The organism is Streptomyces sp. NPDC048248 (assembly GCF_043201875.1).
Classification (GTDB): Bacteria; Actinomycetota; Actinomycetes; order Streptomycetales; family Streptomycetaceae; genus Streptomyces.
In genome coordinates, this window is record NZ_JBICZL010000001.1 from 553,683 (window position 1) to 569,531 (window position 15,849).

The following is a 15,849-nucleotide window of genomic DNA, read 5'->3' on the forward strand; positions in this document are numbered from 1 at the left end:
TCACCATGCCGGTCCTCAGCGTCGCGGGAGCCCGCGGGCAGGGTGAACGCCTCAAGGCCCTCCTCGCCCCCGTTGCCGAGCGACTGGACAGCGTCGTCCTGCCCGACTGCGGGCACTACGTTCCCGAGGAGCAGCCCGAAGCCCTCCTCGACCAACTCCTCTCCTTCCTTCACCGCTGATGCCTCCGTGGCTCGTGACGTCCCCAACTTTTAATTCAGTCGATTGACTTAAGTGAGGCTCTCGGGTTTGACTGCTGTCACGAACCCCCACCAGGAGGCCGCGCGTGACTGATGCCGTGGACACCGATTCCTTGAGCTACCCGATCGCCTCTCCGGCCGCGCTGGAGCCTCCGCCGCAGTGGGCGGATCTCCGGCAGAAGTGCCCGGTCACGCGGGTGACGTTGCCCAGCGGTGACGAGGCCGCCCTGCTGACTCGCTACGAAGACGTGAAGAGGGCACTCTCCGATCCGCGCCTGAGCCGCGAAGGACTGGCCTCCCCCGACGCCGCCCGGGTGGCGGCCGGTGAATCGGAGGGCATCTTCAGCAGCCCGATGGCGAAGGCGCTCAACGCCGAGGGCCATCAGCGGTGGCGACGCATGGTCGGCAAGTGGTTCACGGCGAAACGGATGACGGCGCTGCGGCCCGGCATGGAGGCCATGGCCGATCAGCTCGTCGACGACATGCTCGGACACCGGCAGCCGGCGGACCTGGTGACGCATCTGGCCTTTCCCCTGCCGGTGTTCGTGATCTGCCACATGCTCGGCGTGCCGGAGAGCGACCGCGACAGGTTCAAGGGCTGGTCCGACACCTTCCTGAACACGACCCGGTACACGCGGGCCGAGACGGAAGCGGCGTATCAGCAATTCGCCGAGTACATGTCCGGTCTCATCGTGGGCAAGCGCGCACAGCCGAAAGACGATCTCCTCAGCCTCCTCCTGGAGGGTGCGGACGCCGACGGCCGGCCGATGTCCGAGGCCGGGCTGGTGGCGACCGGGCAGGCGCTGCTGCTCGCCGGGCATGAGACCACCGCGGGCTTCTTCGCCATGATGGTGGCGCATCTGCTGTCCGACCGACGGCGCTGGGAGCGGTTGCTCGCCGATCCCTCACTGGTTCGCCTGGCGGTGGAAGAGGCGCTGCGCTTCGATCCGAACGCCGGCGGCTTGGGGATGCTCCGCTACGTGCACGAGGACACGGAGTTCTCCGGCGGTGTGGTCCCGCGCGGCACCACCGTGGTGTGCAGCATGGCCGCGGCAAATCGTGACGAGAGCGCCTGGGAGGCGGCGGGTGAGATGGATCTGGGCCGTAGCCCCAATCCGCATCTCGCGTTCGGCTCCGGACCGCACTCGTGCCTGGGACAGCCGCTGGCCCGCACAGAGTTGCAGTCCGCGCTCACCGTTCTGCTGCGCCGGGTGCCCACACTCGATCTGGGCACCGGCGCCCAGGACCTGCGCCGCCACGAGGGGCTGCTGACCGCCCCGCTGCGTGAACTGCCGGTGACGTGGTGAGCGCCGTCAGGAGCGGAGCCGCTCGCGCCGATCGCGTCGCCGGGACACGTGAGGCGATCATGGCGTCCGCGGAGAGACTCTTCGCCGAGCACGGGCTCGCTGCCGTGTCGAACCGTCAGATCAGCGAAGCGGCCGGCCAGGGCAACGTCACGGCCGTCAGCTATCACTTCGGCGGCAAGGCCGGGCTGGTGCGCGCCATCATGACCAAGCACGGCGAGCAGATCGAACTGCTCCGGCAGCGGCATTTGGAAGCCGTCGGGGCCAGTGGCGATATCCGGGATTGGGTCGGCTGCCTGGTGCGTCCCGTGCCGGAGCATCTGGGTTCGCTCGGCACCCCTTCCTGGCATGCCCGTTTCGCCGCCCAGGTCATGGCCGACCCCGTGATGCGCGCCCTCATCACCGATGAGGCGCTGGTCAGGGCGCATCTTCGACAGACCCTCGACGGTCTGGGCCGCTGCCTTGAGGCTGTGCCGGCCCAGGTGCGAGCCGAACGCGGAAGCATGGCCCGCCACCTCATCACCCACACCTGCGCGGAACGGGAACACGCGCTGGCCGAGGGCACTCCCCCCTTGCACTCCTCATGGGAGCACACGGCCGACTCACTGACCGACGCGATCGTCGGCCTGCTCGGTGCCCCTGTGACCGCGCATCCCAACTCCCGTGAGAGGAAAGGAACATGAAGGTCACCGTTGATGAGGACAAGTGCTGCGGAGGCGGGAGTTGCGTGCTGATCGCGCCGGACGTGTTCGATCAGCGGGACGACGACGGGATCGTCGTTCTCCTCGATGCCGCTCCGCCCGAGGAGCAGCACGAAGCCGTCCGCGAATCCGCCGGTGTGTGCCCCGCCGCGGCCATCGCCCTCAGCGAGAGCCCGTGAGCGCACCCGGCGTGTGCTCGCTGCCGCTCTGCGCATCACAGAGCTGAGCTGAGCTGAGCTGACGAACGCTGACGCTGGTCCGATCGGGCGAAAAGTCCTGCCGGACGGCCCAACGGCGGCTTGCCCGACCGTCTGCCGTCTACGGCCGATGATTCCTTGAGCCTTGTGCCGGACCGGGTGCCGTACGCCACCGGCGCCTCGGAGCGAGGGAGTCAGGGGATCGTGGAACGGTGAAGGCCCTCATGCACGCCTCGGTCCATCTGCTGGCGGATGCCCCCGCTCAACTCCTGCCTGCCCGGGAGCTCATGGCCTTCACCCTTGCCTCCCACATCATCCTGGTCCCCCTGGGCGTGGCGCTCCCCTTCATCACCTTGGTCATGCATTACCTCGGGCTGCGACGCAACGACGCCACCGCCCTTCTGCTGGCGCGGCGTTGGTCGGCCGTCATGGCGGTCCAGTTCGCGGTCGGTGTGATCACCGGGACCGTGCTCTCCTTCGAGTTCGGCTTGCTCTGGCCCGGTCTGATGGGCAGGTGGGGGGATGTCTTCGGCATCGGATTCGGTGTCGAGGCGTGGGCGTTCTTCCTGGAGGCGGTGCTCATCGCCATCTACCTCTACGGATGGCGCCGGCTGAAGCCCCGTACGCATTTCCTGCTCGGGCTGCCGCTGCCGGCCACCGCCCTGCTCGGGGCGTTCGGCATCCTGGCCGCCAACTCCTGGATGAACACCCCGCAGGGCTTCTCCCTTGACCCCGACGGCAACCCCGTCGACGTGGACGTGTGGAAGGCCCTCTTCACGCCGATGTTCGGGCCGCAGTACTGGCACTTCGTCGTCGCGATGGTGCTGACCGCCGGCTACATGGTGGCCGGCGTCTACGCCGTCGGCCGGCTGCGCGGCCGCCGCGACCGCTACCACCGCCTCGGCTTCGCCGTTCCCTTCACCATCGCCGCGATCGCCACGCCGGTGCAGTTCGTCCTGGGTGACTCCATCGCCCGGTCGGTGTTCCACAAGCAGCCGGTGAAGTTCGCCGCGATGGAACTCGTCTGGAAGACCGACACCCGTGTTCCGGAGTACCTGTTCGGCCAACTGCACCCCGACGGCTCCGTCACGGGCGGCATCAAGGTCCCCCTGCTCGACTCCTTCCTGGCCGGCTTCAGCGCGAATACCGAGGTGGTCGGGCTGACCTCCGTACCGGCCGATGAACGGCCGACGCCCGCTCAGGCGACCATCGCCCACTGGGCCTTCGACCTCATGGCCGGCATCGGGTCCGTCCTGGTACTGCTCGCTCTCTGGTACGGCCTGGTCTGGCTGCGGCACCGCAGGCTCCCGGCCTCCAGGTGGTTCTACCGCGGCGCGGCCTGCGCGGGCATCGCGTCCGTGGTGGCCGTCGAATGCGGGTGGATCGCCACCGAGGTGGGCCGCCAACCCTGGATCGTGTACCGGAACATGAAGGTCGCCGAGGCAGTGACCTCGACGCGCTCCACCACCCTGTGGATCACGCTCGGAGTGGTGATCGTGGTGTACCTGTTCATCTTTGGTTCGCTCCTCGCCGTCCTGCTCAAGATGCGCGCCCGTTGGCGGCTCGCCGACGAGGAGCGAGCAGGGGGGCGACCCGGCCATGCGCCGGAGGCGGACGGTCCCTACGGGCCGCGGACACCCGTTCCCGAAGGGAGCGCTGCCGGCGGCAGCAAGGCCGCATCCGAGGACGGCCGGCCATGACAGCCGACCTCGTCGCCGTCGTGTTGCTCCTCGCCGTGGCCGCGTACACCTGCGCGGGCGGTACCGACTACGGGGCCGGCTTCTGGGACCTCACCGCTGGAGGTGCGGAGCGCGGCAAGCGCCCCCGCTGGCTCATCGACCATGCCATGGCGCCGGTGTGGGAGGTCAACAACGTGTGGCTGATCTTCATCTTCGTCATCATGTGGACCGGCTTCCCGTCGTTCTTCCAGAGCGTGTTCTCCGCGTTGTGGCTCCCACTGGCGCTGGCGGCCGTGGGCCTGGTCCTGCGCGGTGCCGGATTCGCCTTCCGCAAGGTCACCCAGCGGCTGGCCGGCCGGCGCCTCTACGGAGCCGTGTTCGCCGTGGCCTCGCTCGTGACACCCTTCTTCCTCGGCGCCGCCGTCGGCGGAGTCGCCTCCGGCCGGGTGGCCGCCGGCACCGAGGCAGCGGCCGACGCCTGGGCCAACCCCACCTCGCTCCTGTTCGGGCTGCTGGCCATCGCGACGACGGCCTTCCTGGGCGGGGTCTTCCTCTCCGGGGACGCCCGCAGGTGCGAAGCCTCCGATCTGATCGGCTACTTCCGGCGGCGCGCGCTGGGCAGCCTCGGCGTACTGGCCGTCCTGGCAGTCATCACCCTGTTCGTCATCGATGACGACGCTCCTCACGTCCGGCACGGGCTCACCCACGGGGCCGGGCTGGTGTTCGTCGTCATCACCTGCGTGGCCGCACTCGCCACCACTTGGCTGCTGCTGCGGACGCCGGGCAACTGGGTCCGTGTCACAGCCGTTGGAGTCGTCGCCTCCGGAGTCATCGCCTGGGGCATGGCCCAGCGCCCCTATCTGATCCCCACCTCGCTGACCGTGGCCGACGGGGCGGGCGCATCGGGCACGCTGACCTGGCTCATGATCGTCACCCTGGTGGCCCTGGTACTCGTCGTGCCGGCAGTCGTCCTGCTGTACTGGCTCGACACCCACGGCGAACTGAACGCACTCACCGACGCCGACCTGCGAAAAGGCAACGGTCCTGACGGTGACGGCACGACAGGCGCAGCCTGAACCCTCGGCCCCAGTGACGTCCCGTCGTGCCGTACTCGGACTCCCTCGGGTCACTCCCAGTTGCAGAGGTGCAAGGGGAAGGTGACGTGGCTAAGGGCGTAGTCCCAGGACACGTCGGGACGCCATGATTCAAGGTCCCAGGACGGGCCGGTGGTGCCGTCTCCGCCGTTGTAGGCGTGGTGGGCGTGGCAGGCGAGCTGCTTGTGCAGGGAGGCTCGCTGTTCTTCGGTGAGCCCCTTGGGGACGGGCACGGAGCTGAACGACTGTTCCCACAGGGCGTCGTAGTCGGTGTCGGCGTCATCGAACCCGGCGTCGGTGGGGAACACCTTGATGTCGATGTCGCCGTTCTCCACCCTGCGCGACACCTCGGTCTTCGTCACCCACTCGGAGTTGGAGAGCGCCTTGTAACCCGTGCACTCCCCCGTGCACACACCGTTGTGGTCACCCCCCATGCCCGCGCTCCACCACATGAGGGACCGGTGGGTGGAAAAGCCCTGGAGGAACCCGTTGATCTCGGCGTTCCAGACCTCATCGGTGGTGGGGTAGCCGAAGGGGCCGTTCTCCCAGCCGTACACACCCCACTGCTCCCCGATCCTCCCCCACACGGGGTGGGCGCCGTCGGACAGCGTCGGATGCCAGTAGACGGTGCCCCCCTCGAACTGCTGACGCCTGCCCTGCCCGTCGGAGTTGGTCAGCTCGTCACCGACCGGGAAGCCCAGCTTCCCGCCCTCCCAGCCCAGCGCGCCCCACTTGTCGCGGACGGCGCCCCAGACGGGGTGAGCGCCGGTGGTGGCCGTCCAGTAGATCGAACCGCCGTCGAAGGTGTTGTACTTGCCGCGCCCGTTCGGGGTGGTGAGTTCGTCGGACGTCGGGCAGCCCAGAGGTGATGTCTCCCCGCCGATGTCGCGATACTTCTGCAGGATGTCGCCGCCGACCTGGTGGTTCTCACAGACTTTTGCCGCTGCGGCCGGTGCCGCCTGGACCGTCAGGACGGCGAGTGCGGCGGCGAGGACGGCGGCTGCGCCCTTGAACAGGGCGGTCCTTCGGCGTAAGCGCGCAGTGGATGTCGTCACGTGAGTTCTCTCCTCGATCGAGTGCGGTGGTGCGCCTGACCGGCCGGACGGAGCAGAGGTTCGAAGAACAGGTGGCGAATGCCACCGGGGGACGCCTCGAAGAGGCGCTCACTCCATGGGGCAGACCTTCGATACGGGCTGGAGGAACAACCGGATCTCGGACCGCAGCTTTTCGGAACTCACCAAGGCGGCGGTCACGTCGGGGTGCACATCGCGGCCCGGAGTCTCGCCTTGCTTGGCGTCGGCCGCGTCCTCGAAGGCAGTGGCCTGGTTCCGGAGCGTGGACTGCACCTCCGAGTCGGTCGCCTCGCCGGCGGCGGTGCCCAGGTCGGCCGCCATCTGCCGATATCCGGAGGCGAGATCCTGCGGGGTCCTCGGGTCCCGCTCGCGCAGCGTGTCGTTCGCGGCGTACGCCTCGGCACAGCCGGCAGGCGTGCCGTCCGAGGTGGCCACCACGACGCCCGCGGCGGTCGCCGTCGCCACCGTGACGGCCGCCACGGTGAGGCCGGTCTTGGTGGTGAGGGTGGCGGTGAACTTCCCCACGAGACCCGCGATCTTGCCGCCTGCCGTCACCGCCGCCGGCACGACGGGAGGCGCCAGGACCAACAGGGCCGCGGCGACGGCGGCCTTGTCGCCTTCCAGGAGGTTGCGGGTCTGCTCCTCGGTGCGGACGTAGTATTCGCGATCCTTGTCCAGGCCGCCGCGCAATGCGGCTGCCTTGCCCAGGGCGTAGAGCTGCAGGGCGGCCTGCGGGGCCCCCGCCGTCAGTGCGGTGGGCACGGCAGTCCGCACGAAACGCGAGGCCAGAGCCCACTTCCGGCCGGCGTTGAGGACATGCGCGACGGCCAGAAGGAGGGACGGGTCCGGACGCGCCACCGACCCGTCCGCGGCCAGGGCGGTCATCAGGCCCTCGGCGGCCGTCTCAGCGGCCGTCGGCGCCCAGTTCAGACCGCGGACGGCGGCCGCAGCGTCCCCCGTGATGCGGTACGCCCCGCCGTCGTAGGTGACCAGGCGCCGGTCGAAGAGCTCGGGGCCCGCGTACATGTCGTCCTGGTGCCCGGTGACCGGCACGAACCACGCTGCGGCCAACGGCACTCCGAATGTCGCCAGCGCGACGAGGACGCGGCGGGCTGGTTCGCTCAGGGCCACCGCCAGGGTTTCGGCCTGGCGCAGCGGGCTGAGCTGCTGCGAGTCGACCGGCGGCGGCTGGTCATGGGGCTCCCTCGAACCGCGGGTCCGCCATTCGTCCGCCCCCTTGATGAACTCTGCGTACAGGCGCAGGCGTTGGGGCCGGCCTTCGGACATCCGGTAGGCCCAGTCGAACTGCAGGTTCTGCAGACCGACGGGGCCGAGTTCCAGGCCGAGTTCGGAGCTGAGCAGCTCGATCGCGGCGGCCCGGCCAAGGGGCTGGACGTGATGGGCGGCGGATGTGTCCGGCAGGGTCAGGTACGGGGACGTGAACAGGAAGGTGAAGCCGGGGAAGGTCTGTTGGAGCCGACTCAGATCGTCCCGGCTCAGCGCGCTGTCGATGACAGTGATGTGCACGTCACGGACGTGGGCGACGGCTTGATGCAGCTCCGTCTCGTCGACTCCTCGCAGGAACTGCTTGCCGAAGAGCAGCGTGGCGAGGCGCTTGTACAACGTCTCCAGGCTGTTGGGTCCCTCGCTCTGCGGGCGCAGGACATGGCCTCGCTGCCCGCGGGCGGCCAGGCGGTGGTGCACCGCGTCGGCGATGGCGTTCTTCCCGACCCCCTCGCTTCCGTAGAGCTGCACACTCACGCCCGCGGTCAGCTGGGTGACCACCTGGTCCACGAGATCGTCACGGCCGAACAATCTGATGCCCGCCGGTGCGGCAAGCACTTCGGCCCCGCGCAGCGGCAGTTCGATGAGGCTGTGGATCTCGACGAAGCGCTGCCCGTCGAACACCACGTTGATGGCGTTGTCGCCCTGGCTGACGATGCCGTTGACGTCGCCGTGGACCACGAGCGCCGGCGCGTCGCGGCCAGGGGACTGTTCCGGTGCCGCCTCGCCCGGTGCCGTCTCGTCCGGTGCTCCCGCCTCGGTGCTCATCGGCTTCCCCGACTCACGATGTTCGTCGCGCCGGGCCCGGTCGAAACGATGCCGGTCACGCTCCCGCCCACGGCCACGCCACCTGCGCCACCGGCCTCGACAGGCGTCCTGGGCAGCAGCTCCGCCAGCTCTGCGAGCAGCTCAGGGGAGGCGGTGAGGGCCTGCCGGATGCGCAGGCGCAGGGCGGCCACCGCGTCCGGGTCGCCGTCCGTCTCCGCGAGGTCCGTCACCGCCGCATCGATCGCCTCGGGCTCCGGGCTGCGACCTCGTAGGCGCTCCAGCAGTCGTTGCCCGAGGCGCACTGTCGCTCCGGCCGCCTCGTCCTCGGCTCGGGTCAGCACGGCTACGCCGTAGGCACTCACCGCCGCGCCCACCGCAGGCACCACCTGGCCCAGTAGGGCTTCCATCTCCGACATGTCCGTCCCCCGTTGTCACGTCAGCGGATTTCTACCGTCCGCTGCCTGAACTAACGCTGTCCGAGGGAGACTTGGCACCCAGGCGACTTCCTCCGGGCGCACCCGCTCCCTACCGTCGGCCCCGCGTTTCCCGGGGCCACGCGACCTTGTCCGCTCGGCCCACTCGCTCCCGTTCGCCGTACGGCGCGGACCATGGGCCGCCCTCATCCCCGGAACGGGCGACACCGGCTCCGGGCACGGGCCCAGTCTGGAGGACCGATCACCGGGTGTGGAAGTGGTTTCTAGAAATTCATTCTAGAAAGCCGGGTGATTTACGCTGTGACCGCGGGGATCATGAGGAAGCCGCTCGCACCACACCCGAGGACGGTCGCACGATGAGCCCCAAGCAGCAGCGTGGCGAGGCCACCGTCGAACAGGTCCTGGACGCCGCCCTGCGCGTGTACGCCGCTTCGGGCGATCAGGGCCTCACCGTCAGCGCGGTCACCAAGGCCAGCGGTGTCAGCCTCGGCAGCCTCTACCACCATTTCGGCAGCCTCGACGGCCTCGTCGCCTCGCTCGTGCTGCGCTGGCTGTCCCGGTTGCTGAGCGAAGTGTCCGGCGCCTTGGCGCGCACGCGCACCGCGCACACGGGCATCCGTGCCGTCGTCCGGGCCTACCTGGGGTTCGTCCGGGATCACCCGGACGCGGCTCGGCTCGTTCATTCCGTCGCTGCGGACCGTTACGGCATGGCCCACGCCAAGGAGATCCGCGACTCCCAGGAGGCCCGGCTGTCCCCGGTCGCCGAATGGATCCGCAAGCGCATCGACTCCGGCGAACTCGCCCCGCTCCCCGTCCCCGTGATCGAGTCCCTCGTCCTCGGTCCCGTCGTCGGCGTCGCCCGCCGCTGGCTCACGATCGGGGACATCGACCTGGAGGGGGCGGTCCGTGATCTCCCGGACCGGATCTGGCGCTCGGTCAGCCCGTGAGTACCCCGCCCCGGTCCGGGCGCGTCAGCTCGTCGCGTACTTCTGCAGACCGGCCTGGACGTCGTCGAAGGTCATCACGGGAATGAAGGCCAGCTTGGCGCCGAGTTTCTGGAAGAGGGGTTCGGCGATGGAGGGAATGTCGGTCGGGTCCTTGAGGTCGAAGACGATGAACGCCGTACGCATGCCCTCCGTCGCCCCGAAGAACGCGGCCTCCGGCTTGACCCGGTCGAACACCGACTTCATTGTATGAGGCAACGTGTTGTCCGTGATCGCATGGTTCGCCTTCTCGGTGTCCATCTCGACGGTCAGCAACACCCTCATGCTCTTCCACCTCTCTGCGGCGTGACGGCGCGCTGCGCCTGTCTGCCGATCGTCGTCGCCGTTCGGTGGCTTCGCATCCGGAGCGGGCAAGAGGGTGGCGCAGCCGACATACGTCCTGGTGGACGCCAGAATGCAGGTCTGCACGCGGTCTGCATGATGCGAGGACCGCCTCGGCCGGAGGCGGTCCTCCACGTACGCGCCGGCCGGCTATTCCTCGATCGTCGCGATCGCGTCGACGCCGGCGTGGTGCAGGGTCCGCTGGATGTCGCGGCCGGCACCCCGGATGGTGATGGAGGTGCCCGCCGGCAGGGTCGTCGCCGCGCGGAGCACCGCATAGGCACACGCGAGATCGATCCGTTCCACGGCTCTCATCTCCCACACCCAGGTGTCGGCCTGACGCAGACGTGGGTCGAGGAGTCGTTCTTCCAGCTCGCGCAGGGCATGGGAGTCCAGGACGCCGGAGAAGGTCAGGACGGCGCGCTGATCGTCAGCCGTGTCGATGGCCACGTGTGTGGCCTGCGGGGCGGCGGGGCGGGGTTCTGATGTCACGACGACCTCCTCCACAGCGGCAAGCTGCGGGGCGTGCGACCACTGCTCCCGGTGACTGTCTCTCTACCGGGCCGCCTCAGCGGTCTGGGCGGGGTCGTATGCCCGTTCATTGCCATTACGCACGGTTCTGGGATCATCCGCACGCTCTCACCCAGGCTAATACTCTCCGGGCGGTCATTCTCCGAGCGGGCGCCCGCCGCAAGGGAGCTCTGACGCGACGGGTCAGGACGATTTCGCAATGGCGATCATGGCTGCGTCGTCACCGAGGTTCCCGTCCGCATACCGGATCAGGTCCTCGTGCAGGTGCCGCACGAGGGACTGCGGGCCGGACCCGCGCCACGAGCCGGCCCGGTCGGCCAAAGGGTAGAAGGCACCTGAGCGGTCTCGGCACTCGATGACTCCGTCCGTGTACAGCAGGAGGAGATCCCCTGGTTCGAAGCCGAACGTCTCCACCGTGTAGTGGCTCTCCGGCAGGCCGCTGATACCCAGCGGAAGCGCGGGCTCGCAGACGTCCAGGGACCTCACCTGCCCGTCCCGCAGCAGCAGTGGCGGCGGATGCCCGCAATTGACCATGTCGACGAAAGGGCCGTCCTCCTGGATGTCCAGGACCAGCGCGGTCACGAATGACTCATTGACGTCCGGGCCGCCATCGGCGAGGTGAGCCGCGTTCCAGTACACGGCGTTCCCCAGATGTGCCGCGATGCCGGGAAGCGACAGATTGCGATAGGCGGATCCATGAAACGCCCCGACCAGCACCGATGCCTCCCCGATGGCCGGCAGACCCTTGCCGCGTACGTCACCGATCACCAGGCGGGTCGCGCCCGGGGCGGACACCGCGGCATACAGATCACCGCCGATCTGCGCCTCGGCCTCGGCTGCGATGTAGACGGAGGCGATCCGCAGGGGCCCGATGCGGCGCGGCAGGGGGCGCAGCAGTACCTGCTGCGCCGCCGCGGCCACCGACCGCACCTGGCCCAGCTGCCGCTCGCGGCGGTCCCGCACGTACCGGAAGATCGTGACGAACACCGAGATCACCACGAGGGCGGCGATCTGCGCCTGGTGGTTCGCCGTCATGAGTCCGCCGTGCAGATGGCCGATGACGGCCTGCGCCGCCACGGCGAGAGCTCCGATCGCTCCGGTGAGCCCGGGGCCGGCGAAGGACGCTGTGATCGCGGGTGCCGCGATCAGGAACGGCCCCAGATGGACCGTCGTCGGGGCGTGGATGTCGATCACCGTGACCGCGACGATGAGCGCCAGCGGGATGGCGACCAGCCCATAACTCGGCTTCCAGGCCCCGCCGAGATGAGTGACATCGTGCCGGAAACCCATATCTCCTGCTTACACCCGGACCGGCCCATGTGCCGGGTAGCTGTTGATCAACGGTGCGCCCCCTGCGGATGCGTACCGCGCCGGCCTCATGGACAATTGCGCGCCCGCACAGTCCGGTGAGATCAGTCCGCCGGGTGCGCCGGGTCCTTCAGCGTCCAGGTGCTCCCTTCGCAGCCCTGCGGGTGCGGCGGGAACCGGTGCCCCTTCACATCGGTGCTCCAGTGGTGCGCCTGCGCGCAGTCGCACTCGTAGATGCCGCTGTCGGGCACCACCTCGCCGGGCCGGAAGGCCTCATTCGCGCTCATGTCTCCTGTTTACGCCCGGCCTCCTGGCTGTGCGACTCGACGCGCTCGGCGGAAGCCAGGCCGCGCGTGAGGGGGTGAGCTCGCCGCTCCGCGAGGCCCGCGAGCAGGTACATGCTCCGATACGGGCCTCGCCGACAACCGGCCTCATTCGGTTAGAGGCGGCGTACCCACGCAGCGATCCCATGACCTATCAGAAGGTAAATCACGGCGGCCAGACCGTAATTGAGGAATACCCGCAGACTCTCGACGTCCATGGTGAAGATGTCCTGGGACCAGCCGCTCAGCCAGTCGGCCACGCCCTGGACAAAGCCGACGAAGACATTACCCTGGTTCGCCTCGAGCAGGTACAGCAAGATCCACAGGCCGAGAAAACCTGCCGCGACATCGGCGATCGAATGGATGATCAGGGCTGTCCGGTCCGCTCCGGCGCCCTCCCGACCGCGCCTGCGGGTATCCCGGTCGGGGGCATAGGGGGCGTAGTTGTCATTCAGGGGCATGGGGTCATGGGGATTGTTCATGCCTCGTTGCTTGCCTCGCGCAGATGCGCGAAACCTCTTTCAAACCTGCGATTGCATCTCGATTTCCCGGAAGCGTGCGCGCTTTGCGTCTCCCGCACACCGATGCCCCAAATTCACAGGTCCTTCATATGGAAGCCGGGCTGAATTCCGAATCAGACAAACTCGGTTAATGCGTCGTCCGTACCCTGCTCCGCGGCGCCCGGCGGACGCTTCTGCCGGGCGGACGCCTGTCGGCCCTGACGGACAACCCCGGCGGGATACGAGCAGGGCGGGAAGCGCCTGGACTCGGGCGGTAAGGGCGCCGCGGTTCGCGAGGTGGTGGGAGGCGGCTTTGCCCGTCGCGCCCCTGCCGCAGGCCCCGTGGCCGACCAGGACCGTGGATCCTGGGTGAAAGGCTGTCAGGGGGGGGTCCGTACGTCCCCTCGGCGGCCTCCTGCCCACCCCCTGAGCAAGCGGCAGGCGAATCCGCAGCTTCTCGAAGACTTCCACGCCTGGGCGCGAGCCGAAGGCAATACCGCGACCACCCGCCATACCGTCCGGGTCTTCATCCTCGCGCTCAGCCCTCGGCCTGCACCTCAGGATTTGCGGAAATCGGCTTCCGCGAACACCACCGCACCGCCCATGATGATCAGCCGAGCGGGGGCCGGCCACGGATCCCCGGGGATGGCCGCCCGGCGGCTACTGACGTGCCTTGGGGGACGCATGAAGCGCGTAGGGGTCTATCTCGCCCACCCGCGACCCGGCAGCTTCAACCACGCCGTGTTCGATGCCGTCGTGCGACAGTTGCGCGACTGCGGATGCCAGGTCCTCGCGCACGACCTCTGCGCCGAGGGCTTCGCGCCGGGGCTGTCCGCCGACGAGACCGAGACGGTCCAGTCGGCCACCGGCACCGACGATGCGCAAGTGGACTTGCATCGCAGGGAGGTGGCCACGCTCGACGCGATGGTGTTCGTCCACCCGAACTGGTGGGGCATGCCACCCGCCGTCCTCACCGGTTGGGTGCAGCGGGTGTTCGTGCCCGGCGTCGCCTACAAACTGGGCACCGCGGACGGCGAGCCCGAAGGGCTGCTGAAAGCCGGGCGGGCGCTCGTCCTGAACACCTCCGACACTCCAGCCGATCGCGAGGAGGGGGAGTTCGGGGACCCGCTGCAAAGGATCTGGGCGGCATGCGTCCTGCCGTACGTCGGAGTGAGCGAGGTGCGCCGGGTCGTGTTCCGTACCGTCACCGGCTCCTCCGATGAGGCGCGCGCTTCCTGGTTGCGTCAGGCACGTCAGCACGCCGCCGCGCTCGTGATCTGACACCCGCCGTGCGCCGGCACGGTCGCGGCGCTGACGCAGCTCCGGTGACGTCCGGAGCCGCGGGCCGAGGTGCTCGCCGCTGCGTCCCCGTCATCACTGCCGAGCTCGCCCTCCTGCCCTGTCTCATGGCTCCTGACCGGCACCGCTCCGGCAGGCATACGTACGACCCCTTCCTGGGCACGATCGAGCATGCGGTTTAATTGCAATTCACTCGCAATAGCTTTCGATCTTCATTAGGGGTTGGCCATGACGGTCCGGTCCATACGGGCAGTGGTCGCCGCGGCGGTGGCGGGCACCGTGACGCTCACGGCGGCAGGGTGTTCCACGCCGGACGACGGCCGAGGCCGGGCCGCCGGCGGCGCGGACTCCGCCGTCGTCGGAATCGCATACGAGCCGGATTCGCTCAGCCCGCTGCTGGGCTACGGCAAGGACGGCAACTCCAAGATCTTCGACGGGCTGCTGACCCACGACGCCGATCTGAAGCTCAGGCCCGCGCTGGCCGCTGCGCTGCCCCAGGTCACCGATGGCGGGAAGACCTACACCTTCACCCTGCGCAAGGGCGTGAAGTTCAGCGACGGCAAGCCCTTCACGGCCGATGACGTGGTCTTCACCTACGAGACCATCCTCGACAAGAAGACCAACAACGCCTCCAAGACGGAGTTGGACGCGATCAAGTCGGTGGAGAAGAAGGACGAGCACACCGTCGTCTTCCACCTCAAGTACCCGTACGCGCCGTTCGCCGAGCGCACCGTGCTGCCCATCGCGCCCCGGCACATCGCGGGCAAACAGGACGTGAACCACGGCCCCTTCACCACGAAACCGGTCGGCACCGGCCCCTACGTCCTCACCAACTGGTCCAAGGGCGAGAAGCTCAGCTTCAAGGCCAACCCCTCCTATTGGGGCGGCGCGCCGAAGGTGAAGAAGTTCACCATGTCGATCATCAAGGACGACGACATCCGGGCCACTCGGCTGCGCTCCGGTGACCTCGACGGCGCCATCCTGCCGCCGAATCTCGCCGCCACGTTCAAGGACCGGCCGGGCGAGAAGACCCTGACGGCGAAGACCTTCGACTACCGCAACGTCACGCTGCCCAGCGCCAATCCCGTCACCGGGGACCGTGCCGTACGCCGGGCGCTGGACGTCGCGGTCGACCGGGAGGCGATGGTCAAGGGAATCCTGAACGGAGCCGGCAAGCCCGCCTACGGACCGGTACCCACCGACAGCCCGTGGTTCGCCAAGGGCACCGAACGCCCCCACGACCTGAAGAAGGCCGAGCGGATCCTCGACGCCGCCGGCTGGAAGAAGGGCGACGACGGCGTCCGGGAGAAGGACGGGCAGCGCGCCTCCTTCACCCTCTGGTACCTCTCCGGCGACAAGCTCCGCCAGGAGCACGCGCTCGCCTTCGCCTCCGACGCCAAGAAGGCCGGCATCGAGGCCAAGGTCGAGTCGGGTACGTGGGAGGCGATCGAGCCGAACATGAAGCACGACGCGGTGCTCGCGGGCGGCGGCAGCCCGGCCGACCCCGACTTCGACCAGTACCTGCTGCTTCACTCCTCCGTCGCCGGCGACGGTTTCAACAACATGTCCCGCTACGCGAACAAGACCGTCGACGACAAGCTCGTCCAGGCACGCCGCACCAACGACGACGGCAAGCGCAAGGCGGCCTACGACGCGATTCAGAAAACGCTCGTCGACGACCCCGCCTACACCTTCCTGACGCACATCGACCACGTCTATGTGCTCAGCGACCGCTGGAAGGCCCTGTCCACCCAGGTCGAGCCGCACGATCACGGTCTCGCCTCCGGCCCCTGGTGGAACGTAGAGGACTGGCAGCCCGCCAAGTGAGTGCT

At 68.8% G+C, this 15,849-nt stretch carries 17 protein-coding genes; 9 read left to right on the forward strand and 8 right to left on the reverse strand.

Annotated elements, in window-relative coordinates; genetic code table 11:
- The first annotated feature begins 5 nt into the window (after window positions 1-5).
- The 6 genes from ACGFZW_RS02635 (at window position 6) to ACGFZW_RS02660 (ending at window position 5,154) form a co-directional block, all read left to right on the forward strand.
- A complete protein-coding gene (locus tag ACGFZW_RS02635) occupies window positions 6-179 on the forward strand; it encodes an alpha/beta fold hydrolase (protein ID WP_393891141.1) in 174 nt (57 codons plus the stop codon).
- Between the two features lie 104 nt (window positions 180-283).
- On the forward strand, window positions 284-1,504 hold the full coding sequence (locus ACGFZW_RS02640; protein ID WP_393891142.1) for a cytochrome P450: 1,221 nt from the start codon (window positions 284-286) through the stop codon (window positions 1,502-1,504).
- A gap of 59 nt (window positions 1,505-1,563) precedes the next feature.
- Window positions 1,564-2,184 (forward strand): TetR/AcrR family transcriptional regulator, encoded by a 621-nt coding sequence (locus tag ACGFZW_RS02645; RefSeq protein ID WP_393891143.1) that lies wholly within the window; start codon window positions 1,564-1,566, stop codon window positions 2,182-2,184.
- Window positions 2,181-2,381: a ferredoxin gene (locus tag ACGFZW_RS02650; RefSeq protein ID WP_393891144.1), complete on the forward strand. Its 201-nt coding sequence runs from the start codon at window positions 2,181-2,183 to the stop codon at window positions 2,379-2,381. The genes ACGFZW_RS02645 and ACGFZW_RS02650 overlap by 4 nt, the downstream gene beginning before the upstream one ends.
- A 242-nt stretch (window positions 2,382-2,623) precedes the next feature.
- Entirely contained in the window at window positions 2,624-4,099 is a 1,476-nt protein-coding gene (locus ACGFZW_RS02655; protein WP_393891289.1) for a cytochrome ubiquinol oxidase subunit I, read from the forward strand.
- Window positions 4,096-5,154 carry a cytochrome d ubiquinol oxidase subunit II gene (locus tag ACGFZW_RS02660; RefSeq protein WP_393891145.1) on the forward strand — a complete coding sequence of 353 codons (1,059 nt, stop codon included), beginning with the start codon at window positions 4,096-4,098 and terminating at the stop codon, window positions 5,152-5,154. Before ACGFZW_RS02655 ends, ACGFZW_RS02660 begins: the two co-directional genes overlap by 4 nt.
- A gap of 50 nt (window positions 5,155-5,204) precedes the next feature.
- On the opposite strand, the gene ACGFZW_RS02665 is transcribed toward ACGFZW_RS02660, so the two are convergent.
- From ACGFZW_RS02665 to ACGFZW_RS02675, 3 genes are all read right to left on the reverse strand, one after another.
- A complete protein-coding gene (locus ACGFZW_RS02665; protein WP_393891146.1) occupies window positions 5,205-6,227 on the reverse strand; it encodes a DUF2599 domain-containing protein in 1,023 nt (340 codons plus the stop codon).
- 108 nt (window positions 6,228-6,335) lie between these two features.
- On the reverse strand, window positions 6,336-8,297 hold the full coding sequence (locus ACGFZW_RS02670) for a hypothetical protein (protein ID WP_393891147.1): 1,962 nt from the start codon (window positions 8,295-8,297) through the stop codon (window positions 6,336-6,338).
- On the reverse strand, window positions 8,294-8,713 hold the full coding sequence (locus tag ACGFZW_RS02675) for a hypothetical protein (protein ID WP_393891148.1): 420 nt from the start codon (window positions 8,711-8,713) through the stop codon (window positions 8,294-8,296). The genes ACGFZW_RS02670 and ACGFZW_RS02675 overlap by 4 nt, the downstream gene beginning before the upstream one ends.
- Window positions 8,714-9,087: 374 nt before the next feature.
- Between ACGFZW_RS02675 and ACGFZW_RS02680 the strand changes: the two genes are divergently transcribed.
- A complete protein-coding gene (locus tag ACGFZW_RS02680) occupies window positions 9,088-9,678 on the forward strand; it encodes a TetR/AcrR family transcriptional regulator (RefSeq protein WP_393891149.1) in 591 nt (196 codons plus the stop codon).
- Window positions 9,679-9,702: 24 nt separating this feature from the next.
- On the opposite strand, the gene ACGFZW_RS02685 is transcribed toward ACGFZW_RS02680, so the two are convergent.
- The 5 genes from ACGFZW_RS02685 to ACGFZW_RS02705 all read right to left on the reverse strand — a co-directional run bounded on the left by ACGFZW_RS02685 (window position 9,703) and on the right by ACGFZW_RS02705 (window position 12,700).
- Window positions 9,703-9,999, reverse strand: coding sequence for a hypothetical protein (locus ACGFZW_RS02685; protein WP_393891150.1), 297 nt, complete (start codon window positions 9,997-9,999; stop codon window positions 9,703-9,705).
- A 207-nt stretch (window positions 10,000-10,206) separates the two neighbouring features.
- Complete coding sequence (locus tag ACGFZW_RS02690) at window positions 10,207-10,548, reverse strand: STAS domain-containing protein (protein WP_393891151.1); 342 nt, start codon at window positions 10,546-10,548, stop codon at window positions 10,207-10,209.
- 222 nt (window positions 10,549-10,770) lie between these two features.
- Window positions 10,771-11,877, reverse strand: coding sequence for a PP2C family protein-serine/threonine phosphatase (locus tag ACGFZW_RS02695; protein ID WP_393891152.1), 1,107 nt, complete (start codon window positions 11,875-11,877; stop codon window positions 10,771-10,773).
- A 122-nt stretch (window positions 11,878-11,999) separates the two neighbouring features.
- The gene (locus ACGFZW_RS02700) at window positions 12,000-12,182 is read right to left on the reverse strand and encodes a hypothetical protein (protein WP_393891153.1); all 183 of its coding nucleotides are present in this window, start codon (window positions 12,180-12,182) and stop codon (window positions 12,000-12,002) included.
- Between the two features lie 152 nt (window positions 12,183-12,334).
- Complete coding sequence (locus ACGFZW_RS02705; RefSeq protein ID WP_393891154.1) at window positions 12,335-12,700, reverse strand: hypothetical protein; 366 nt, start codon at window positions 12,698-12,700, stop codon at window positions 12,335-12,337.
- A gap of 702 nt (window positions 12,701-13,402) precedes the next feature.
- Between ACGFZW_RS02705 and ACGFZW_RS02710 the strand changes: the two genes are divergently transcribed.
- Complete coding sequence (locus ACGFZW_RS02710) at window positions 13,403-13,999, forward strand: NAD(P)H-dependent oxidoreductase (RefSeq protein ID WP_393891155.1); 597 nt, start codon at window positions 13,403-13,405, stop codon at window positions 13,997-13,999.
- Between the two features lie 246 nt (window positions 14,000-14,245).
- Window positions 14,246-15,844 carry an ABC transporter substrate-binding protein gene (locus tag ACGFZW_RS02715; protein WP_393891156.1) on the forward strand — a complete coding sequence of 533 codons (1,599 nt, stop codon included), beginning with the start codon at window positions 14,246-14,248 and terminating at the stop codon, window positions 15,842-15,844.
- Window positions 15,845-15,849: the final 5 nt, after the last annotated feature.